Source organism: Syntrophaceae bacterium (genome assembly GCA_013177795.1).
In the GTDB taxonomy this organism is placed as follows: Bacteria; Desulfobacterota; Syntrophia; order Syntrophales; family UBA2192; genus UBA2192.
On record JABLXY010000002.1, the window covers coordinates 519,256 to 539,564 of the forward strand.

At 68.3% G+C, this 20,309-nt stretch carries 19 protein-coding genes; 10 read left to right on the forward strand and 9 right to left on the reverse strand.

Going from position 1 to position 20,309, the window contains the following annotated elements; all coding sequences use genetic code 11:
• Positions 1-161: 161 nt before the first annotated feature.
• Entirely contained in the window at positions 162-2,327 is a 2,166-nt protein-coding gene (locus HPY67_07405) for a hypothetical protein (protein ID NPV04541.1), read from the reverse strand.
• A 176-nt stretch (positions 2,328-2,503) separates the two neighbouring features.
• On the opposite strand from HPY67_07405, the gene HPY67_07410 reads away from it, so the two are divergent.
• Positions 2,504-3,730: a metallophosphoesterase gene (locus tag HPY67_07410; GenBank protein ID NPV04542.1), complete on the forward strand. Its 1,227-nt coding sequence runs from the start codon at positions 2,504-2,506 to the stop codon at positions 3,728-3,730.
• 72 nt (positions 3,731-3,802) lie between these two features.
• On the opposite strand, the gene HPY67_07415 is transcribed toward HPY67_07410, so the two are convergent.
• The 4 genes from HPY67_07415 to HPY67_07430 form a co-directional block, all read right to left on the reverse strand.
• The gene (locus HPY67_07415) at positions 3,803-4,699 is read right to left on the reverse strand and encodes an SGNH/GDSL hydrolase family protein (protein ID NPV04543.1); all 897 of its coding nucleotides are present in this window, start codon (positions 4,697-4,699) and stop codon (positions 3,803-3,805) included.
• Complete coding sequence (locus HPY67_07420) at positions 4,696-5,802, reverse strand: thioredoxin domain-containing protein (GenBank protein ID NPV04544.1); 1,107 nt, start codon at positions 5,800-5,802, stop codon at positions 4,696-4,698. Before HPY67_07420 ends, HPY67_07415 begins: the two co-directional genes overlap by 4 nt.
• On the reverse strand, positions 5,744-6,340 hold the full coding sequence (locus tag HPY67_07425; GenBank protein ID NPV04545.1) for a hypothetical protein: 597 nt from the start codon (positions 6,338-6,340) through the stop codon (positions 5,744-5,746). The genes HPY67_07420 and HPY67_07425 overlap by 59 nt, the downstream gene beginning before the upstream one ends.
• A 156-nt stretch (positions 6,341-6,496) precedes the next feature.
• The gene (locus HPY67_07430; GenBank protein ID NPV04546.1) at positions 6,497-7,948 is read right to left on the reverse strand and encodes a M48 family metalloprotease; all 1,452 of its coding nucleotides are present in this window, start codon (positions 7,946-7,948) and stop codon (positions 6,497-6,499) included.
• An 820-nt stretch (positions 7,949-8,768) separates the two neighbouring features.
• Here HPY67_07430 and HPY67_07435 point away from each other — a divergent pair.
• The 5 genes from HPY67_07435 to HPY67_07455 all read left to right on the forward strand — a co-directional run bounded on the left by HPY67_07435 (position 8,769) and on the right by HPY67_07455 (position 13,492).
• Entirely contained in the window at positions 8,769-9,968 is a 1,200-nt protein-coding gene (locus tag HPY67_07435) for a metallophosphoesterase (protein NPV04547.1), read from the forward strand.
• Positions 9,969-10,067: 99 nt separating this feature from the next.
• Complete coding sequence (locus HPY67_07440; protein ID NPV04548.1) at positions 10,068-11,255, forward strand: tetratricopeptide repeat protein; 1,188 nt, start codon at positions 10,068-10,070, stop codon at positions 11,253-11,255.
• Between the two features lie 115 nt (positions 11,256-11,370).
• On the forward strand, positions 11,371-12,246 hold the full coding sequence (locus HPY67_07445; protein NPV04549.1) for a twin-arginine translocation signal domain-containing protein: 876 nt from the start codon (positions 11,371-11,373) through the stop codon (positions 12,244-12,246).
• A 59-nt stretch (positions 12,247-12,305) separates the two neighbouring features.
• Complete coding sequence (locus HPY67_07450) at positions 12,306-12,971, forward strand: nitroreductase (GenBank protein ID NPV04550.1); 666 nt, start codon at positions 12,306-12,308, stop codon at positions 12,969-12,971.
• A gap of 209 nt (positions 12,972-13,180) precedes the next feature.
• Positions 13,181-13,492 (forward strand): hypothetical protein, encoded by a 312-nt coding sequence (locus tag HPY67_07455; protein ID NPV04551.1) that lies wholly within the window; start codon positions 13,181-13,183, stop codon positions 13,490-13,492.
• 12 nt (positions 13,493-13,504) lie between these two features.
• On the opposite strand, the gene HPY67_07460 is transcribed toward HPY67_07455, so the two are convergent.
• The 4 genes from HPY67_07460 to HPY67_07475 all read right to left on the reverse strand — a co-directional run bounded on the left by HPY67_07460 (position 13,505) and on the right by HPY67_07475 (position 16,137).
• Positions 13,505-13,765 carry a hypothetical protein gene (locus HPY67_07460; protein NPV04552.1) on the reverse strand — a complete coding sequence of 87 codons (261 nt, stop codon included), beginning with the start codon at positions 13,763-13,765 and terminating at the stop codon, positions 13,505-13,507.
• 44 nt (positions 13,766-13,809) lie between these two features.
• A complete protein-coding gene (locus HPY67_07465; protein ID NPV04553.1) occupies positions 13,810-14,385 on the reverse strand; it encodes a hypothetical protein in 576 nt (191 codons plus the stop codon).
• Between the two features lie 14 nt (positions 14,386-14,399).
• Positions 14,400-14,978, reverse strand: coding sequence for a flavodoxin family protein (locus tag HPY67_07470; GenBank protein NPV04554.1), 579 nt, complete (start codon positions 14,976-14,978; stop codon positions 14,400-14,402).
• A gap of 178 nt (positions 14,979-15,156) precedes the next feature.
• A complete protein-coding gene (locus tag HPY67_07475) occupies positions 15,157-16,137 on the reverse strand; it encodes a hypothetical protein (GenBank protein NPV04555.1) in 981 nt (326 codons plus the stop codon).
• Positions 16,138-16,568: 431 nt separating this feature from the next.
• Between HPY67_07475 and HPY67_07480 the strand changes: the two genes are divergently transcribed.
• The 4 genes from HPY67_07480 to HPY67_07495 all read left to right on the forward strand — a co-directional run bounded on the left by HPY67_07480 (position 16,569) and on the right by HPY67_07495 (position 20,274).
• Positions 16,569-17,480, forward strand: a complete 912-nt coding sequence (locus HPY67_07480; protein NPV04556.1) for a hypothetical protein — start codon at positions 16,569-16,571, stop codon at positions 17,478-17,480.
• A gap of 211 nt (positions 17,481-17,691) precedes the next feature.
• Positions 17,692-18,930, forward strand: a complete 1,239-nt coding sequence (locus tag HPY67_07485) for a M23 family metallopeptidase (protein NPV04557.1) — start codon at positions 17,692-17,694, stop codon at positions 18,928-18,930.
• 194 nt (positions 18,931-19,124) lie between these two features.
• Positions 19,125-19,874, forward strand: a complete 750-nt coding sequence (locus HPY67_07490; protein ID NPV04558.1) for a ParA family protein — start codon at positions 19,125-19,127, stop codon at positions 19,872-19,874.
• Positions 19,867-20,274, forward strand: coding sequence for a hypothetical protein (locus HPY67_07495; GenBank protein NPV04559.1), 408 nt, complete (start codon positions 19,867-19,869; stop codon positions 20,272-20,274). Before HPY67_07490 ends, HPY67_07495 begins: the two co-directional genes overlap by 8 nt.
• Positions 20,275-20,309: the final 35 nt, after the last annotated feature.

Here is a 20,309-nt window from a genome sequence, read left to right on the forward strand (position 1 = left end):
GCGCGTCGAAACGCGAGCGCCGGAGCGGTCCGGAAAATCACCGGGTTTGTTGGTTGTAACGCACGGGGCGGCGTACGGTTGACGCAGAGGCGCTCCGGCCGGGTGAGGCGTGAGGGCAGTGAAGAGAAGGGAAAGCGGCGCAGCCCCCGGGGGCTTCACCGTTACTTGCTCGCGATGCGGTGGATGCCGTCCCAGTTTTCGGGCGGAGGGGTTTCCCGGTAGAGACGGCACCGCTCCATCAGCATGCGGGCGGGCTCGTCGCCGTGGTTGAGATCCAGGATCTTCCGGCAGCATTCCGCGGCCTCGTCCCATCGGCGCCCGAGGTAGAGATCGAGAGCCGTTTCGGCCAGCTGCGCAATCGCGCGCGTGCGCTCGTCGGCCGCGTGGGCCTCGGCCATCAGCTCGTAGATCCGCACCCCCCGTGCGCTCCCCTTGACGGAGACGAAGTCGAGGGGGCGGGCGACGAACTGGTCCCGCACGATCGCCCGGGTGCTCTCCCCGATGATGATCCGCGTGCCGTAGAGCCTGTTGAGGCCCTCGAGGCGGCTCGCCGTGTTCACCGTGTCGCCGACGACGGTGTAGTTGAGGCGGCTGGCGCTTCCCATGTTGCCCACGATCACCTCGCCCGAGTTGATGCCGATGCGCTGGTGGAAGAGGGGCTTGCCCTCCTGCCTCCACTTCTCCTGGAGGGTCTTCAGCTCTTCCTGGCAGGCGAGCGCCGCCCGGCAGGCCGTCACGGCGTGGTCGGCGTTCGGCGTGGGGGCCCCCCAGAAGGCCATGATGCTGTCGCCGATGAACTTGTCGAGCGTGGCCGCGGGCTGCCGCCGCAGCACGCCGCTCATGGCCTCGAAGTACTCGCCGAGCTGCTCGACGAGGGCCTCGGGCTCGAGGCGCTCCGAGATCGTCGTGAAGTCCGCGATGTCGGAGAAGAAGATGGTCAGATGGGCCTTGCGGCCCCCGAGCTCCGCCTCCCCGCCCGACGCGAGGATCTCGCGGACAAGGTCGGCGGGCACGTACTTGCCGAAGGAGCGCAGGCCGCGCTTCATGTCGTGCGTGGCGGTCATCAGCTGGTCCACTTCGAGGATCACGGAACGCTCGAGCGGCCGGGCCTCGATCTCGAAGCGGCCGATGGCCTCGGAGTCCAGGGCGATCCGGCGCAGGGGCTTGGCGACGAGGCCCGAGATCCAGGCGCTCGCCGCCAGGATCAGGAAAAAGACGCCGATGCCGATACCCAGGGTCTCCAGGTTGTTGCGGTCCACGGCCCCCATGACCTCGCCGTAGGGGACGACGAGGGCGATGATCCATTCCGGCAGGTCCTTGCCGGCCATGCGGCGGTAGCTGCCGAAGTAGTCCCGGCCGCCGGCGCTGAAGCGGAACGTCCGGAGATCGTGGCCCAGGAAGCTGGTGTCCTGCGAGAACGTCTCCATGAATCGGACGACCCGCACGTCGCCCAGCTTGCGCCAGTCTGCGAACTCGAACTGCGGCCGCCCCCGGTCGTCCTTGAATTCGCGGGTGAGGATCTCCGGCTGCGGGTGGGCGAGGACCCGGTAGTCGCCCGCCTTCGTCCTCTCGACGATGAAGGCGAACCCCGCCTGGCCGATGGGATTGGAGTTGAGGAAACGGGAGATGGCGCTGATGTCGAAGTCCACCGTCGTGACGCCGATGAACTGCTTGTCCTTGTCGTAGACGGGCGTGGCGAACGTGACCCCCGGCACCGCCCGGTTGCCGCTGCGCAGGGTGCGGCCCTCGGTCCAGACCGGGCCGCCGGCATCGCGGGCCGAGGTGTACCATTCCGGCTTCCGTCCCTCGCCGGTCAGCCGGAACTCCCGGCGCTCATAGGGCTTCCGCTGCGCGTAGTCCTCCGGCGTGAAGTCGAGGATGACCGCCTTGCCGGCCTTTCGGTCGTAGCGGGCCTCGCGGATGCTGAACCCGCCTTCCGGAAGCCTCTCGACGGACAGCATGAGGCCGGTCTCGAAACCGGCCGAGAGAAAGGTGAAATGGCCCTGCGCCTCCATCACCCGCTGCAGGTGGCGGGTCAGCCACTTGAGCGTCTCCGGGGTGGGCTTGACGGACCCCAGGAGCTGGCGGTTCATCTCGCCCTGGTCCAGGGCGCGTTTGAGCAGCGTGCCCACCCAGTCCCGGATCCGCAAAGAGCTCTCGTCGAGCACCTGCGCGGAGAGGGTGTCGGCGTTGCGCTTCAGGTTGTAGTAAGAGAGGCCCCCCAGCAGGCCGACCGTGCCGATGAGCATGACGGCCAGCAGGGTGGACAGGGCCGTGCGGAAGGGCACGCGGGCCGATGCGAGTCTTGCCGTGAAGGGGACTTTCATGGCAGCGCATTGTAATACAAAACGCGCCGCGATGCCCGAAAAAAACGCCGGCCCCGGAGGCCGGCCGGGCGCGGATCCTGCATAACCCCTTGATCGGAAAGCGGGATTGGAGGCCTTACGCAACCCGCTTGCTTTTTCGGGACATCTTGTTTAACTTAGCGCCTGCGATGAACGAAATGAACACCGGCGTGCCCCTGTCGCCGGTTACCCTTGAACTGATCTCATCGGCCCATCGCGTGCTGGTCCTGGCCCTTGCCGTCCTGGCCCAGGTCTACCTCTTCGTCCGCTTTCGCGAGGCCGTCCGGTCCTCCCGCCTGTCAAGGCGCACGGCATCGTGGGTCGTGGGCGCGGCGGGCGCGGCCATCGCGATTCTCTTTTCCCTCAGCGGTTTCATCCTGGCCCGGCCCATGGCCTGGCTCGACCCCTCCCCGGCCCTGCAGGCCGCTCTCTTCTACCTTCCGGCCCTGTGGAGCGTGGGGTCCCTGACCTGTGCTCTCATCCTGCTGACGCTGCGGGTCGCCGGCGAGGCCGGCAGGCGGGCGAAGAAACTCTGGCGCAATGTGACCGGCCGGGCACCTTCGCCCCCCGTGGACACGGGCCGCCGCCGTTTCGTGAAAGCCGGCGTGGGGACGCTGGCCGCCGCGCCGTTCGTCCTGACCGGCTACGGGGCCGCCTACGCGGGCCGGGCCTACCGGGTGGAGGAGCGCTCGCTTCCCTTCGGCCTGCCCCTGCGCGTCGTGCAGCTCACCGACATCCACGCCGGCCTCACCATGACCCGAAGGGAGCTGCGGCGCTATGCCGACGAGGTGATCGCCCTCGAGCCCGACCTCTTCGTCCTGACCGGCGACTACGTCACCAACACGAGCGCCTTCCTGCCGGACTGCCTCGAGGAGATGGCGCGCGTCCGCGCCCGCTACGGGACCTTCGCCGTGCTGGGCAACCATGACCACTGGTACGTCCGTCCCTCGGAGCTGACCGGCCTGTTCCGGGAAAGCGGGATCCCGCTGCTCCGAAACGCAAACCGCGTGATCGCATCGGCACAGGGCCCCTTCGCCGTCGCGGGCATCGACGACCTGGTCGCCGGCCGGCCCGACCTGCAGGCCGCCCTGCGGGGACTGACCCCGTCCGTGCCCACGATCCTGCTGTCACACCGCCCCGAGGTCTTCCCCGATGCCGCCGACCGCGGCGTGGCGCTGACCCTGGCGGGTCACTACCACGGCGGCCAGATCAAGCTGACCCTGCCCAGCCGCGAGATCAGCGTCGCGCACCTGCGGACCCCTTATCCCGAGGGCCTCTTCCGCATCGGCGAGAGCCGCCTCTACGTGAGCCGCGGCATCGGCACCTCGCTGACCCCGGTGCGGCTCAACGCCCGTCCCGAGATCACCGTACTGAACCTGACATAGCAAGCCGCGGAAAACGATGCCCAAAGAAGAGCCCCGCACAGGGCGTGCGGGGCTCTTTCCGCTTGAGGCCCGTCACCTGCAGCCCGTGAAGAGCCCCGGGTTCCAGGTTTCTTTCGAAAGCGTCCACTGCCCATAGGCGGAGGGGTGGAAGCAGTCGATGTCGGAGACGTGCTCTTCGCCGAAGACGAAGTTGAACGCGGCGTCGGTGTAGACGTAGTAGTGGTTCGGGTCTGTCCTGTTGTACTCCTCGGTCACACTCTTGAGGATGTTGTTGAAGGCGATGATCCGGCTGCGTGTGTACTGGCGGCCGGCATCCCCGATGAGCGGGTTGAGCATGGTCCCGCAGGGGAAGAGCTTCAGCAGCGTCGTGGCCCAGAGGACCTCGCAGTCCACGATCCCCAGGGCCTTCTTGTCCCGGGCGACCTCCCAGAGCCGGTAGATGTCGACGATCCCCACGACGTAGACGGTGGCGCCCGCCGGCAGCCCCGCCTTCAGTTTATCCAGCCCTGCCCTGAAATTGCTTTCGAATTCCGCCTCGCTCGGGATGTCGGCGAAGCGGTCCTGGCAGACGTCGTTGTGACCCATGAGCACCGTCACGTAGTGGGCCCTCCGGCCCGCGGCCGCGGCGGCCTGGCCGGGGAAGTCGAACATGTCGGCCCCGCTCTTGGCCTCCATGTAGTTGGCGCGGCCCGAGCTCCCGAAGAGCTTGGTGATGCGCTGGTTGTGGCTGTTGACGTTGGTGAGCCCCAGGAGCCACTCCCAGAAGCCGTGGTAGCCGTTGACCCAGCTGGCCCAGTGGTTGGCCGCCGGCAGCTCCGCGTCGATGGCCTCCGTCATGCTGTCGCCCGTGCTCGAGAGGCGCTTGGGGCAGAGCGGCTGCGCCTTGGTGTCTGCGGCCGCCTGCGAGACGCCCAGGGCAAGGAAGACGGCGACAAGGGCCGGGATGATGAAACGGATCGGCCTTTTCATGGTCTGCCTCCTTTCCTGTTTCCGGTGTTGCCTGATGATGTCTCCTGAACCCCCGTTTCGCTTTCTTTTCGTGTCCCCTCGATCTCCCTGAGGACCAGGGCCCTCAGGTCCTCGTAGGGGAAGGTCCCGCTCATGTAGATGCCGTTGACGAAGATGACCGGGGCGGCCTGCACGCCGATCCGGACGCCGTGCCCGATGTCCTCCCGGACCCGGAGCAGGAGAATCCCCCTGCCCTGCTCGTCGGCGAGACGCTGCATGTCGAGGCCCGCCTCGCGGGCCGCCTGCCGGATGGCCTCGGCCGTGGCGCGCCCCCCGCGGGCGAGGATTGCGTCGTGGTACTCCCAGAACCGCCCCTGCCTGAAGGCGCCCTCGCCCGTCTCGGCGGCCCGCAGGGCGTCGGCATCCTGGGTGCCGAGGAAGCTCCGGTGCACCCAGCGGATCTTCCCGGGGAACTCCTCCATCAGCCGGCGTATCTTCCCCGCGCTCTCGGCACAGACCGGCGAGGAGAAGTGGGCGAAGTGGACGAGCGTGACGGGCGCGCCGGCCGTCCCGCGCCACGGCGCCCCCTCGGTGGCCACCCGGATGCGCGGCCGCTCCGGCGGCGACGCGAGGAACCGGTAGTCCGACTTCTCCCGCAGCGAGGCCACGTAATCGAGGCGGCGCTGGATCCGGCCGCGCTCCTCGAGGTAGGTCCTCAGCCGGGCGCGGCCCTCGGCGCCCCTCACCGCCTCTTCCGGGTGCGCGGCCAGGTAGGCATCGATGTCGCTTTCCCGGAGGGGGGCGACCCTGCCGTCCACCTCCTCCTTGAGCAGGGCCTCGACGCTCAGCCCCCGGCGGGCCGCCTCACGCTCGAGCAGGCGCCGGTCGGCGATCTCCCGGGCCTCGCGCTCCAGGAGGCTGTGGATGCTGCCGCGGAGCCGGTAGATCTGGAAGGCGGCGTTCTCCTCGATCTCCGAGAGGGTGATGGGCGCACCGTCGAGCACGGCGATCACCTCGTCCCCGGAAGCGCCCGCAGGCCCGATGCCCGCGGCCGCCAGCAGGAGGCTAACGGCCGGGACGATCAGGAGCCCCGGCAGCCGGCCGCTCTTCTTCACGCCGGTCATTGTCGATCCCTTCCGTCGTCATGCGCCGCAGGAATTCGTTGATGCTCATGCCCGTCGTCTTCTCGATCCGCAGGCGGTTCTCCTCGATGCGCGCCATCAGCTCGCGGATCCTGTCGGCATTTTCCGCTGTCCGCTCCGTTTCCCGGAGGCCCCGCATCGATTCCCGGAAGCTCTGGATGGTCTCGGTCAGCTCCCGGACGTCCTCGTCCGAAAGAGACGCCTCGGGGAGCCTTTCGCGCAGGGAGAGGGACACGGTCGCCGAAAGCCCGGGCCCCGTCTCTTCCGGGGCGGCGGCCGCAACAGGCACGGGGGGCTCGTTCCGCACCGGGGGCGCGGCCGCATCGGCGGCAGGCGGCGCGGGTGCCGGCGCAGCAGGGGCGGACGCGAGGGGAGCTTCGGCGGGGGCCGGCCGGCCGGGCGGGGTTGCAGGGTGCGGGTCCGGGAAGCGCAGTTCCGGGGGGAACGCCCAGAACGCGGCTGTCAGCACGAGGGCCGTGACGGCGACGGCGGCCAGGAATCTCTCCAGGCGCGGGTACATGACGGCTGCCTCAACATTTGGAACGAATAAGGGAAAGCGGCAGGTGAGCCCGGTGAAACGCTCCTCTGTGTCTCTTATAGCAGGGCAGCCGAACCGGGGTCAAGCACCCCGTGCCGGCCGCCGCCCCGCATTGGCCGTCTTCGAGGGTCGGGGAACTCAGCGGCCGCGCTCGATGACCTTGAGCAGCGTGTTCGGGGGGACGGGCTCTTCCGGCAGGCCGCCGTTGAGCAGCGCCGTCTCCTTGATGCGGCTCTCGGGGACGCCGAGCGACCGCAGCGCGTTGCCGAGGGTGTCGGACTTCGCGACGCGGCGCACGCGGACGCGGTCGGGCTGCACGTTGATCCTCCGCGCGTCGGTGAGCTCCGCAAACCGTCCCAGGGTGCTCTCGAAGGTTTGCTCGTGCTGCGGGAAATTGCGCTGCGCGCTCATCCCCGTGAAGGAGTAGACCCCGTTGCCCTTCTGGATGAAATAGGTGAGGGTGCGGATCGAGCTGCCGCCGGATTGCACGTCGGCCGTGAGCCGGTAGGCCTCGAACCCGCCCACGCGGGCCGGCTGCCCCTGGATGACGCGGGCCCTGTTCTTCGAGACGAAGCCGCGGGCCGCCTCCGCCGGGGACTTCCCCTGCGCCACGGCGAAGAGGATGACGGCGCTCTTGTCCCTGCTGAGCATCTGCACCGCCGCCGGCGTGTCGTTCACCTTCCAGTCGGCGGGTACGGGGAACTGGATGCGCAGGCCGGGGTGATAGTACATCCCCCCCTCCACGTACCCCTGCCGGGGGTCCTGGCCGTAGACGAGGCCGTCGATCGCCCGCAGGTAGGCCTCGCGCTCGATCCGGGGGCGTGTGAGCCCCATCCGCCGCTGCGCCTCCTGCGACTGGGTCTTGATGGCCTGTTCGCGGTCCTCGGGGCTGGGGTGCGTCGAGAACCAGGCCGGCATGCCGCTGCGGTCGGACTGCGGGTTCATGCGCTGCAGCGTCTCGAAGAACCCGGCCATCTGCGAGGCGTCATACCCCGCCCTCGTGGCGTACTCGACGGCGAGCGAGTCGGCCTCCCGCTCGTTGTCGCGGCTGTATTTCATGAAGAAGAGCCCCATTCCGACCTCCGCCAGGCCCGAGAGGACGGGCAGGCCGAGCACCTGGGGGATGATCAACCCGATCTGCGCCGCCTGCGCGCGGCTGAGCTGCTGGGCCGAGTGCCGGGCGGTGACGTGGCCGATCTCGTGCCCGATCACCCCCGCGAGCTCCGCCTCGCTGTTGAGCGTCGCCAGGATCCCGCGCGTGAAGAAGAGGTAGCCCCCTGGGGCGGCGAAGGCGTTCACGACGGGGGAATCGAGGATCTCGATGCTGTAGTCGAGCTGCGGGCGGTGGGAGAGTTTCCCCAGCTTCCGGCCCAGGCCGCCCACGTAGGCGGAAAGGCGCGCATCGTCGTAGAGGCCGTGCTCCCGGGTGACCGAGGCGGCGACCTTCCTTCCGAGTTCGATCTCCTCGGCCTCGCTGATCAGCATGAAATCCTGCCGGCCGGTGACGGGGTTGGCGGCACAGGACGAAAGCGCGATGGCGGCACCGATGAGGAGGGCCGCTGCGGCGAGGCGGCGGGGTCCGGTTGTCATGGGCTTGGGGCTCCCTTCGAGATTGTGTTCAGAGAATAGCACAGGCGGGGTCGAAGTCAACGGGGGGCAGGCACCCGGCGGGTCTGCCCCGGCGCAAGGGGTTGCCGGGTGCGCCCGGGGCCAAGACAAAGGCCCCCGCCCGTTTCCGGGAAGGGGCCTTCGGCACAGGAAATGCGGTCGGGCGGCCGGCAGCCGGCCTCGGCCGGGTTTTCTACTTCGTGAACGCGGGGAAGCACATGGGGTCTGCCCAGAGCCTGCGGTCTTTCCGGGTCCCTTTCGTCGTTTTCTTCATGGTCTCAGCCCTCCTTGCGGCTGTCGGTTACGGGTGGGTCTGCCTTTTTCTACCTGCCGCGCTTCGGCGTGAAGACGGGGAAGCTCATCGGGTCGCTCCAGAATTTCCGGTCGGTCTTCACGTTCTTGGCCTTCTCCTTCATGACGATACCTCCTTGCGAGTGTTGTGTGCCCGGGGATCAGCGGACCGTTTCCCTGCGGGGGGTCAGGATGGGGTCCGCCCAGACCCTGTCCACCCGCTCGCCCATCAGGTTGATCCGGGGATCGGCGGTCATGCGGCTTGCAGTCGCTTTGTGGATCCGGGTCATCATGGCTTTGCTCTCCTTTCGGTCTTTGTTCCCTTTCGTTGACTGCATTATCGACATTCCCCGCGAAAACGAAATCGGCGCCCGTCTGAATGTTTTCTAGGACGGAGCGGCGCCGCCGCCGCAGACACCGTCCGAGGCCCCCATCAGACGGGCGCTGATGGGGGCCTCGATCTCCGCGGTTGCGGGCGTCTCGATTCTGTGGCAGATTGGGGCATCGGCTTATGGTACCCTCATTGACCTTCGGCACCCTCCGGTTCATCGTCGTCAGTCTCGCGATCTTCGCCCAGATGTACCTGTTCCTCCGCCTGCGGACGGCCATCCGGTCCATGGAGAGGTCGGAGCGGTTCAAGCGCCTCGCCGTTTGCCTGGCGGGGGCGGGCATCGGCCTGCTGTTCGCGATGAACGTCTTCATCCTCGTCAGGCCCATCCCCTGGTTCGACGCGCCGGCGCCGGTGCAGGCCCTTCTCTTCTATCTGCCGGCCGTCTGGGTCTTCGGCTCGATCCTGTCGGCCCTGCTGCTTGCCTTCTCGCAGGCCGCGTGGGGCCTGGGACAGGCCGTCGCACGGCGTTTCAAAAGCGACGCCCCCGGGCCGCGGCAGGCTCCCGCGGACCCGGGTCGCCGGCTCTTCCTGCAGGCCGGGGCCGGGGCGGTCGCGGCGGCACCCCTGATCCTGTCGGGTTACGGCGCCGCCTGGGCCGGGAGGAATCACGAGGTGCGGGAACTCACCCTGCCGTTCGGGCTCCCGCTGCGCGTCGTGCAGCTCACCGACCACCACGCCGGGCCCTACATGACCCGCGAGGACCTGCGGCGCTATGCCGATGCCGTCATCGCCCTCGAACCCGATCTCTTCGTCCTCACCGGGGACTACGTCTCGAACTCGATCGCCTTCCTGCCGGGGTGCCTGGAGGAGATGGCCCGGGTCCGGGCCCGTTACGGCACCTTCGCCACCCTGGGCAACCACGAGCACTGGGTGGCGAACCCCGACCGCCTCAGGGCGGTGTTCCGGCAGTACGGGGTCCCGCTGCTCAACAACGGGCACCGGGTGATCCGGACCGCGAAGGGCCCCTTTGCCGTTGCCGGGATCGACGACATGCGGTTCGGAAACCATGACCTCGACGCCGCCCTTCGGGGGCTCGACCCGTCGATCCCGACGATCCTGCTGTCCCACCGGCCGGAGATCTTCCCCGAGGCGGCCGGGCAGGGGATCGCCCTTACGCTGGCGGGACACTACCACGGCGGGCAGATCACGCTGAGACTGCCCGGCGGGGGCCTGAGCCTCGCCCACCTGCGGACCCCCTGGCCCGAGGGGCTCTTCCGCATCGACAGCTCGCACCTGTACGTCAGCCGCGGCATCGGCACGACCTTCACCCCCGTGCGTCTGGGCGCGCGGCCGGAGATCGCCGTGCTCCACCTGACGTGAACTGCCGGGCAAACGGGGGAACGTGAAAGACATGAACGCAGCCGCGGCGGCCGAGGGGGACAGCAAAGGGCAGCAGAGCGAAGGGCGGGGGTATCCGCGGTGAACCTCCGGCTCGCAGCCATCGTGCTGGCCGTCCTTCTCGCCGTTCCGCACCCGGACGCGGCGGCCTCGCCGTCCGCCCCGGAGCCGATGCGGGTGCTCCTGCGGCAGGGCGTCGAAAAGGCATTCAACCTGGATTTCCTCGGGGCGGAGGCCCTGTTCCGGAAAGCGGTGGACCTGGACCGGGAAGACCCGACGGGGTATGCCTTCCTCGCGGTGAACCGCCTGTTTGCCGCCGAGATGAGCTACGATGCGCGGGAGCGCGAGGCGAACCGGGAGGCGATGCTTCGATTCGTCGACGAGGCGCTGAGACGGGGCGAGGCGCGCATCGAACAGAACCCCCGTGACGGCCGTGCGCACTTCGCCATGGCCCTCGCCAGGACGGTGAAGTTCCGCTGGGCCCAGCGCCAGAGGCAGCATCTCGCGGCGGCGCAGGAGGCCTACGGCCTGTGGTCCTGCCTGGAGAGGGCCCAGCAGGAAGACCCGGCCAACGTCGACAGCTTCTTCCTCTCGGGCCTCGTCCGCTATCACATCGACCATCTGCCCGAGGTGGCCCGGTTCTTCTCGTCCCTCGTGGTCACCCGCGGCGACCGCGAACGGGGGCTCAGGGAGCTCGAACGGGCGGCCGCGAAAGGGGACCTGCTCCGGGAGCTGGCCCAGTCGGAGCTCATCTCCGTCTGGCTGAATTTCGAGAGACAGCCCGCCCGGGCCCTGCCCATCGCGCGGGAGCTGCAGAGGCGCTACCCGCGGAACTACAACTTCTCCTTCGCCCTGGCCAACGTCCTGTCGGAATCGGGCCGGCACCGGGAGGCCCTCGCCGTGGCCCGCGACCTCGAACGGGGCATCGCCGCGGGCAGGCCGCCTTTCGTGCCGCAGCTCAAGCCCCGGCACGACCAGCTCATGGGGAGGATCTACTTCAACCAGGGCGACTACGTCAGGGCCGAGGAGGCCCTGCGGCGGGCCCTGCAGGACCCATCCGAGGCCCATGCCCGCGTCCGGGCCTGGTCGTACGTGCGCCTCGGGATGATCCACGACGCCCGCGGGGAACGGGAGCAGGCCGTGGCCTGTTACGAGCTGGCGCTGGGTGTGGAAGGCGGCGAGGGCATCGCGAGGGTGGAGGCGCGGAAGCATCTCGCCGCACCCTACGTGCCGCCGCAGGGCAGGGAAAAGCCGGCCGGACAGCCGTGAGGCCCGTAGCGGGCCCTCTTTTTTTCTTTTCCTTCTGTGCCCGATCCTGATAATCAAAATACAACTCTTTGCACGCTCGTTCCGTTTGAGCACGAAAACCGAACAGGAGGGGACCATGGTCGAAGACTGGCTGGCAAATGCCTATGGCGGGTTGTCGCGGCGGGATTTTCTCGCAAGGGTCGGGGTTGCGGGGGTCGGCCTGGCGGGCTTTTGCCTGGCCGCGACCCCGGTGGCGGGGAAGGTCGTTGCAACCCCCGCGGAGGGCCTCTCCTCGGCGGACGGCACGGTGCTCTCCGGAGGGTTTGCCGTCCCGGTCTACGAGGCTCGTCCCGCGGCGCCCGGCCGATACCCCGTCGTCCTCGTCGTTCCCGAGGTCTTCGGGATGCACGAGCACATCCGGGACGTGACGCGCCGCTTTGCCCGCGAGGGGTTCCTGGCGGTCACCTTCGAGCCCTACGCCCGGGAAGGGGGCGTCAAGCATCTCCCCGATCTGGAGGCGGTGCGCAAGGTCGCCGACCCCGTGCCCGACGCCCGGGTCATGGCCGACCTCGATGCCGTCGTCGCCTGGGCGAAGAAGCACCCCTCCGCGAAGCCGGACCGGGTCGGGATGACGGGGTTTTGCCGCGGCGGCATGTACACGCTCCTGTATGCCGCCCGCAGCCGGGAGCTGAAGGCCGCCGTTGCCTGGTACGGGCAGCTCAGGCCGGCCCTGACGCCGGGCGTACGGACGGAAGGCCCGCTCGACGTGGCGGCGAGGATCGAGGCCCCCGTCCTGGGCCTCTACGGGGCCGAGGACGTGGGCATCCCCGTGGCCGACGTCAGGGAGATGGAATCGAGGATGAAAGCGGCCGGACGCACGGCCGAGTTCTTGATCTACCCCGGGGCGCCGCACGCCTTCTTCGCCGACTACCGGCCGAGCTACCGCGCCGAGGCCGCGAAGGACGCCTGGGGGCGCTGCATCGCCTGGTTCAACAAGTACCTCAAGGGGTGACGGGCCGGTCCCGGCGGAGTGAGGGCCGCCGAAAACCGATCGACGAAGGGAGGAGGGCCATGGAACTCGAAGCGGCCGTGAGAGGCAGGAGAAGCATCCGGAAGTTCACCGAGAGGAAGGTACCCGGGATCATCATCGAGGAGATTCTCGAGGCCGCCCGGTGGGCGCCGTCCTGGGGGAACACGCAGCCCTGGGAGTTCACGGTGATGGCCGGGGCGCCCCTTGCAGCCTTCAAGGAGGCCAACGAGCGGATGTTCTCGGAGGGGCTCGCCGCCGCGCCGGACGTGCCCATGCCGGAGAGCTGGCCTGCCGGTCTCAAGGCGCGGTACGGGGAGCTGGGAAAGACCATACTCGATCTCATGGGCATCGACAGGGAGGACAAGGATGCGCGCAACCGCCTCTATGCCCGCATGGCAGGACTCTTCGGCGCGCCCTGCCTGATCGTGGTCACCATCCCCCGGGAGGTTTCGGTCGAGTACGCCATGCTCGACGCGGGGATCGTCGTGCAGACGATCTGCCTGCTGGCGCATGCCCGGGGCCTCGGCACCTGCATCATGGCGGCCGCGGTCCGGTACCCGGACCTGCTGCGGAGGATCGCCGGCATCCCCCAGGACCGGCGGATTGTTGCGGCCATCGCCGTCGGGTACCCCGACCCCGAGTGTCCCCTCAACCGCTTCGAGAGGAAACGGGCGGATTTGAGGGAGATCGTCCGCTGGGTCGGCTGATCCCGCGGTCGCCTGCCGCACCCGGGGCACAGATGCGTTCGGCAGGGCGGGTGCGGCGTCGCAGCCGCCTGCGCCGCGGGGATGAGCCGGCATCGGAAGAACGTTGTAGTGCCGGATCATGCCGACGCCGTATTGACTTGTTGCGGCAAAGGGGCGACACTGCAGCCGGAGACCATGACGCGGAACCGCGGCTCCCTGGAGGTTGGGTCATGAAAAAGACATCGATTGCGTTGCTGGTCGTCTGTGCCCTGCTCGCGAGCACGGCGCAGGCCTTTGCCGAGCCGCCGAAGGACGGGATGGCGATCGCGGCGGACGTCCTGATCGCGCGGCCTGTCGGTCTCGTGTCCATCGTGGCGGGCACGGCGATGTTCATCGTCTCGCTGCCCTTCGCGATCCCGAGCGGAAGCGTCGAAACGGCGGGGAGGCTGCTCGTCGCGGATCCCTTCAAGTACACCTTCGAGAGGCCCCTCGGGGATTTCGACTACAAGGTCGGGCAGGCGGAGATGCCGAAGGGGCGCTGACCGCGAGGCGCCTCACGGCTTCTCCAGCAGCTCCCGCAGGGCGGGGCGGACGTAGACGTCGGTGAGATCGAAGGTCTTGAGGGCCTGCACGAGGGTCCGTACGCGCTCCTTCGCCGTCGCCCGCGCGTCGATGACGATGACGGTTTTCCCCTTGAGCCGGCAGAGCCCCCCGGCGATCGCGACGTCGTCCTGCGGGATCTTCTCGTAGCGGACCTCGACCCCGAGGCTCCAGGCCAGGGCCTCGAGCTGGTCCAGGGCGATGTGGTCGTCCACGCGTGCCTCCGGCGGTCCCGGTCGGCGGGAGCGGCGCCGTCCGTTCAGCCTTCGATCTGCTCGATCTCGATGTCCTGCCGGAAGAGATCGTCCGCGTACCGGCCGACCTTCTCCGTCATCCTTCTGGAGAGCCAGGCAAAGACGGGGGCCGTGGCCAGGCAGACCCAGCGGCCGGCGCCGCGCTGCACGACGCTGGAGCCGATCCTCGCGCCGAGGGCCGCGGCGATGCGCTGTGCCGCCTGGGTGCTGAGCGCCTTGACGATCATCCGCGAGCCCGCCCGCTGCACCAGCAGCCTCCCCGCCGTCACCCCCAGGGCGCAGCCGAAGACGTAGAGGACGAGCGTGCGGTTCACCCGGTCGAGCCTGCCGTGATACTTGGCGATCTTGTAGAGCAGATCGATCTGGATCCTGGTGACCGCCGCGAGCTCGGGCAGGATCGTTGCCATCCCGAAGGGCCCGGGCATCATCCCCGAGGCGAAGCTCACCGAGAAGGCCTTGTGGGCGGCACAATCGGTCATGTCCTCCGGGGTGCCGTCCACCTGGATCTCCTCCGGGTCGGGCGCGAGCCCCATCATCGTCTCGACGAACCACGTTTCGAAGCCGAACCCGTCCGTGCGCATTCCCCGTCCTTCCGTCAATCGTCTGCACCCGCCAGCGTACGCCCCAGCGCCTTCGCCTCCCTCAGCAGGGCCCGGTCGGCCAGGATGTCGCCCGCCCCCATGGCGCTGCCGTAGACCATCCCGACGATCTTCGCCCCCGCATAGCGGTAGGCGTCCTGGAAGGTCCGCAGGGCGTTGACGCACCCCGAGTCGAAGGGGTCCCCGCCGCCGTAGGCCATGGCGATGGCGATCCGCTTTCCCGCGAAGGGGTCCTTCCCGTAAGCGGGCAGGGCGAAGCAGCGGTCCATCCAGAGCTTCAGCTGGGCGGACATCGTGAACCAGTACACGGGGGAGGCGAGCACCCAGGCGTCGGCCTCCAGCATCTTGCGGTAGATGGGCTGCATGTCGTCGTCGATGGAGCAGCCCCGGCTCTTCGGTTTCTGGCAGGCGAAGCAGGCCTTGCAGGGGGCGATGGCGAGGCCATGGAGAAACAGGGTCTCCACGTCCGCCCCGGCGGCCTTCGCGCCCCGGGCGATCGCCTCCGCGAGCAGTGCGCTGTTGCCCTTCCGGCGGGGGCTGCCGAGCAGGACGAGGACGTTCCGCTTCTTGTTCATGTCGAGTCCCTCCGTTCCAGGGATTCCGGACGGGGGTAGTCTTCCACATCGGCGGGTCAAATGCAACGCCATTCGGCCTGCCGCTCACGGCCGGTGCGGGAATAGAAAAACCCCGCCGGGAGGCGGGGCCTTTCCGCGGAGGGGCGGTCCGATGGGGGGACCGCCTGACGGCATCCGCTCACTGGTATTTCGGGCCGGCCTTTCTGCCGCCGTTGGTGGGCTTCCCCTCACCGTCGCCCCTCATCCTCCGGGAGGTGGCCTGGGCCTTGAGGCTGTTGAAGATGGCGCCGGCCTTGCGCTCGGCCTCGAGCAGGACGGCGTTGCACTGCTCGACGGCATCGGACTTCCGGCGCACGGCAAACTGCTCCGCTTCCTCGCGGGCCGCCTTGACGATCTCCTCGGATTTGTGGACCGCGTTCTGCACCGCGGCCAGCAGCCGCTCGTGCTCCTTGTTGAGCTCTGCCAGGGTGCGCCCGATGAGGCTGGTGGTGACCATCTCCGCCTCCGCCCGGGTGCTCTGGATGATGGCCTCAGCCTTCACCCGGGCCTCGGCGATGAGGGAGTCGAAATTCTGCAGGGCCTCCTCGCTTCTGCCGTCATCCCAGTCGTCCGGCCCGGCTGCGGTCTCGGGCTGCGCGCCCGCGTCCCCGCGAACCGAGAGGGGACGCTCGAAGTCGGAGGCCGCCGCGGCCGATGCCAGAGCCTCCTTCGCCTCGGCCTCGATCTTCTCGGCCTTCTGCTTGGCATTCAGGATGACCTCGTCGGCCATGACCTTCGCCTGCTGGAGCATCAGCGCCGTTTCCCGGCGTGCCTTCTCGTGGGCCTCCCGCTCGGTCCTGCGCTTCAGGTCCGCAGCCTCCCTCTCGGCCGCGAGGCGGATCTGCTCGGCCTCTTCCTTCGCCCGGGCGATGATCTCCCCGGCGGCCCTTTCCGCCTCCTCGAGGGTCTGCCGGCTCTTCTCGGCCTCTTTCCGGGTGCCGAGGGTGGACCGGACGGTCTGCTCGGTCAGCCTCTTCTCGAGCTGGGCGTTCTGGGTGAGGATCTTGTCGAACTCCGCCGCCACGATCTTGAGGAAGCCCTTCACCTCCTCGGCGTCGACCCCCATCAGGCTCTGCTTGAATTTCCGGTTCTTGATCTCGCGGGGAGTAAAGGTCGTCATCGGTCCGCCTCGCAACCTTGAAGTTCAGGCTGCACCCGCTGCGCGGCGCGGCCGCCAAGGGGGTTCAACCTTACCCTTACTTCGGCCGCCGCCGGCGAATTCTTTAGCGGAATCCGGGGCCCGGGGCCGGGCCCGAGAATGGGCTTGACAGACCGGCCGAACCGTGGTGTAATCCGCGCACTTCGTGAAGGGAAGATGCCGCGATGGCAAACCAGGTGGGCATCCGTTACCTGGGCTGGTGGTGGTGGACCAACAGGAGTGCATCGGTCTGCCCATCGTAGAAATCAGCGGCACGAAGCAGAAAGCCGGAAGCAAGCCATGGGTGGATCACTCGCCTCCCATGGCTTTTTTGTATCGAGAAGGCCGCGGGGGCGGGACACCCGGCGGCCTTTTTTAACCCTGCAAAATCCCAGAAAGGAGGAGACAGCGTGATGAAGAAGCGGCAGTCAATCAGGAGATGGCTCATCGTGTTGGCCGCGGCGGCCCTGCTGGCGGGCCCGGCGGCAATCGCGGGCCCTGCACTGGCCACCGAGGGCGGGGGCGGGGCCTACCCGAACGGGGCGGAGGACTTCATGGCGGGGGCGCTCCCCCCGCCGGGGACCTATTTCAAGAACTATCTCACCTACTACACGGCCACCAAGTTCAGGGACAACGACGGCAACAGCGCCCCGGTCAATTTCGACCTCAAGGTCGCCGCCAATGTGCTCCGGTTCATCCACGTGACGAACGTGAAGGTCCTCGGGGCCGACTGGGCCGTCCATGCCTTCATCCCTCTCGCATACCAGGACGTGACGCTCGGCGGCCGTGACGACGACCGGTTCGGCCTGGGTGACATCATCGTCAACCCCTTCATCCTGGGCTGGCACTCCAGGAACTTCCACGTCGCGACGGGCCTCGACATCTACATCCCCACGGGGAGCTACAACAAGGACCGCCTGGCCAACATCGGCCGCAACTACTGGACCTTCGAGCCCGTCCTCGGCATGACCTACCTCAGCGACGGCGGCTTTGAGGTGTCGGCGAAGTTCATGTACGACTTCAACACGGAAAACGACGACACGAAGGTCAGGTCGGGCCAGGAGTTCCACTTCGATTACCTCGTCGGCTACCACCCGACCAAGGAGTGGGCCGTCGGTCTCAACGGCTACTGCTACTTCCAGGTCACCGAGGACCAGCTCAACGGCAACGACGTGGGCAACAAGGGCCGCGTCTTCGCCCTCGGTCCCGCGGTGCAGTACGGCTACAAGAACATGAGCTTTACGCTGAAGTGGCAGCCCGAGTTCGAGGCGCGCAACAAGCCCGAGGGCAACAAGTTCTGGTTCAACTTCCTCTACGCGTTCTGAGCGCCGGGGGCCGCCCGCCCGGCGCGGGCGGCCCCTTCGCCTTCGAAAATCGCTTGAAATCCCGGGTCGATTCGTTTAGGGTACGCAAAACGCAGGCGCTGTCCCGCCCGGACGGGCCGGGGATGCGGATCCCGCGGCCCGAACCCGTCGACGCGAGGCGCCTTTTTTGTGCCCGGTGCGCGCCGCATCGGGGCAGCGGGGTTTCCATCGAGTGACACCGCCGAAAAAAGCTCTCGGCCCTGCCATCCTCGCCGCCGCAGTGGTCTCACTGCTTGCCGCCCTTCTTTTCCTCGGCGTCTCCCCCGGGCCCGACCCCGCAAGACCCCCCGAAAACCTGGAGATGAAAAACCTGCTGCGCTTAAGCGGCATGGTCCAGAAGGGGCAGTCGCTCCACGAGATCTTCCGGCGCCACGATCTCGACCCGCGGCAGCTCTTCCCGGTGAAGGAGGCCCTGGCCGGTGTCCACAGCCCCAGGGAGTTCCGGCCGGGCCGGCCCTACGAGATCCAGGTGGACCCGGAGAGGGGCCTGCATGCCTTTCTCTACTGGGCAAGCGACGACGCCCTCGTGCGCGTCACCCGTGCGGGCGAAGGCTACCGGGCCGAGAAGCTCAGCATCGAGCACGAGCGGAGGATCCTCTGCCTGGAGGGCTCGATCGAGGACAACCTGATCGCCTCCATGGGCGGCGGGCAGCAGAACCTGCTGCTGGCCCTCAACCTCTCGGACATCTTCGCCTGGGACATCGACTTCACCACGGCTTTGCGCAGGGGCGACACGTTCCGCCTGCTCGTCGAGGGGCTCTACCGCGACGGCGAGTTCAGGAAGTACGGCAACATCCTCGCCGCCGAGTTCGTCAACGACGGCACCCTGTACCGCGCCTACCGGTTCGAGATCGACGGCCGGGCCGACTACTACGACGCCGAGGGCCGCTCGCTGCGCAAGGCCTTCCTCAAGGCGCCGCTGAGCTTCCGGCGGATCAGCTCCGGCTTCTCGAAGTCGAGGCTCCACCCCGTCCTGAAGATCCGCCGCGCCCACAACGGCACGGACTACGTGGCCCCGAAGGGCACGCCCGTCTCGGCCATGGCCAACGGCCAGGTCGTGGCGGCGGGCTGGCAGGGCGGCTACGGCAAGCTCGTCGTCATCGGCCACCCCAACGGCTACAAGACCTACTACGGTCACCTCTCGGGCTTTGCGAAGGGGATTCGGAAAGGCGCGAGCGTCGCGCAGGGGCAGCTCGTCGGGTACGTCGGCGCGACGGGCCTGGCCACGGGCCCGCACCTGCACTTCGAGATGCGCGTCAACGACCGGCCCGTCAACCCCCGCAAGGTCATCATCCCCCCCGGCGAGCCCGTGCCCGAGTCACTCCTTGCGGCCTACAGGGCTGCCCGCGATGAGCTCGCGGGCCGCCTCGCCTCGGCGCCGCCGATGCGCTTCGCCGCCGTGTCCCGCTAGCGCTGACCGGCCATACCGTTTCGAAAAAGGCCGCCTCCAGGTCATGTGCTCTTCTTGGGGCCGCTTGACGCATCCCGCTTTCCCGTGAAGGTTCCCTTCGACGCCTGCTGCGGTGCGGTGACCTTCGCCCTTGTCATTTCCGGCGATTTGGTTTATGGATGCGGTGGACCGAACGAACCGCCCCCGGGGGGGACATGGCCCGGAAGATCGCCATCACGAACCAGAAGGGCGGCGTGGGCAAGACCACGACGGCCGTCTGCCTGGCCGCGGCCCTGCGGGCCTCCGGCAAGAGGACGCTGCTCGTCGATCTCGACAGCCAGGGAAACGCCTCGGCCGCCGTGGGTCTCATCATCGAAAACGAGGGGCCGACGCTCAAGGACCTCATCCTCGAGAAGGGCAAGGCCGCGGATTACATCGTCGCGACGGGGTGGACCGACATCATCCCCTCCAACAACGCCCTCAAGGACGTGGAGGAGAGGCTCCTTCGCCGGCAGGCCTTCGACCTGATCAAGACCCTGCTGCAGCCCGTCGAGGACGGCTACGACTTCATCCTCTTCGACTGCCCGCCGAGCTTCAACGTCTTCACGAAGAGCGCGCTGGTGGCCGCGGGCGAGGTCCTGATTCCCGTCGATTCGGGGTTCTTCCCGCTCCTCGGGCTCAAGCAGCTGCTCGAGGAGATCGGCTACGTGAAGCGCAGCCTCAACCCCTCGCTCGAGCTGCTGGGGGTCCTGGCCTGCAAGGTCGACCGCCGCAGCAGCCTGTCGGACCAGACCTACGAGACCCTGAAGAGCCACTTCCCCGACAAGCTCTTCCGGACCGTCATCCGGGTCAACGTGGACATCGTGAGGGCCCAGATCGCCCAGCAGAACCTCTTCGAGTACAGCCCGTCGAGCAAGGGCGCCGAAGACTTCCTTGCCCTCGCACAGGAGATCATCCATGGCTAAGAAGAGCCGCACCGACATCATGGAAAAGCTCAGCGCCCTGAAGCCCAGCGAACCGACCCGGACGAGGGGCAAGACCGCCCGCAAGCCTGCGGCAGGGCCGGCCCGGGCGCAGAAGGCCAACCCCCCGAAGACGTCCAGGCCCGCCGCCCCGTCCGGGATGCCGAAGATGCAGCCCCCGCCCGGCGCGCCGAAACCCGACACCCCGCCGCGCGCGGAGCCCTCTCTGCCGGGCGTCGGCGGCTACACGGCCTTCGGGGACGTCTCGAGGATCTACCTGAACGTTTATGAAAACTGGCTGCAGATCATCCGCAACTGCAGCGGGATGGCGGCCGACTGCAACAGCATCATCCTGAGAAGCCTCACCTACTTCATGCGCCCCGGCCGGTGGGGACGCTTCTGACCCGCCCGGACGGCCGATGCGGATCGGCAGGGGGC

Coding starts and splice junctions, on each gene's coding strand:
- HPY67_07435 (NPV04547.1), top strand. CDS start 8,769: ATGGTACCCTCATTGACCTTCGGCACCCTCCGGTTCATCGTCGTCAGT.
- HPY67_07495 (NPV04559.1), top strand. CDS start 19,867: ATGGCTAAGAAGAGCCGCACCGACATCATGGAAAAGCTCAGCGCCCTG.
- HPY67_07415 (NPV04543.1), bottom strand. CDS start 4,699: ATGAAAAGGCCGATCCGTTTCATCATCCCGGCCCTTGTCGCCGTCTTC.
- HPY67_07430 (NPV04546.1), bottom strand. CDS start 7,948: ATGACAACCGGACCCCGCCGCCTCGCCGCAGCGGCCCTCCTCATCGGT.
- HPY67_07470 (NPV04554.1), bottom strand. CDS start 14,978: ATGAACAAGAAGCGGAACGTCCTCGTCCTGCTCGGCAGCCCCCGCCGG.
- HPY67_07425 (NPV04545.1), bottom strand. CDS start 6,340: ATGTACCCGCGCCTGGAGAGATTCCTGGCCGCCGTCGCCGTCACGGCC.
- HPY67_07450 (NPV04550.1), top strand. CDS start 12,306: ATGGAACTCGAAGCGGCCGTGAGAGGCAGGAGAAGCATCCGGAAGTTC.
- HPY67_07405 (NPV04541.1), bottom strand. CDS start 2,327: ATGAAAGTCCCCTTCACGGCAAGACTCGCATCGGCCCGCGTGCCCTTC.
- HPY67_07445 (NPV04549.1), top strand. CDS start 11,371: ATGGTCGAAGACTGGCTGGCAAATGCCTATGGCGGGTTGTCGCGGCGG.
- HPY67_07465 (NPV04553.1), bottom strand. CDS start 14,385: ATGCGCACGGACGGGTTCGGCTTCGAAACGTGGTTCGTCGAGACGATG.
- HPY67_07475 (NPV04555.1), bottom strand. CDS start 16,137: ATGACGACCTTTACTCCCCGCGAGATCAAGAACCGGAAATTCAAGCAG.
- HPY67_07480 (NPV04556.1), top strand. CDS start 16,569: ATGAAGAAGCGGCAGTCAATCAGGAGATGGCTCATCGTGTTGGCCGCG.
- HPY67_07420 (NPV04544.1), bottom strand. CDS start 5,802: ATGACCGGCGTGAAGAAGAGCGGCCGGCTGCCGGGGCTCCTGATCGTC.
- HPY67_07410 (NPV04542.1), top strand. CDS start 2,504: ATGAACACCGGCGTGCCCCTGTCGCCGGTTACCCTTGAACTGATCTCA.
- HPY67_07455 (NPV04551.1), top strand. CDS start 13,181: ATGAAAAAGACATCGATTGCGTTGCTGGTCGTCTGTGCCCTGCTCGCG.
- HPY67_07490 (NPV04558.1), top strand. CDS start 19,125: ATGGCCCGGAAGATCGCCATCACGAACCAGAAGGGCGGCGTGGGCAAG.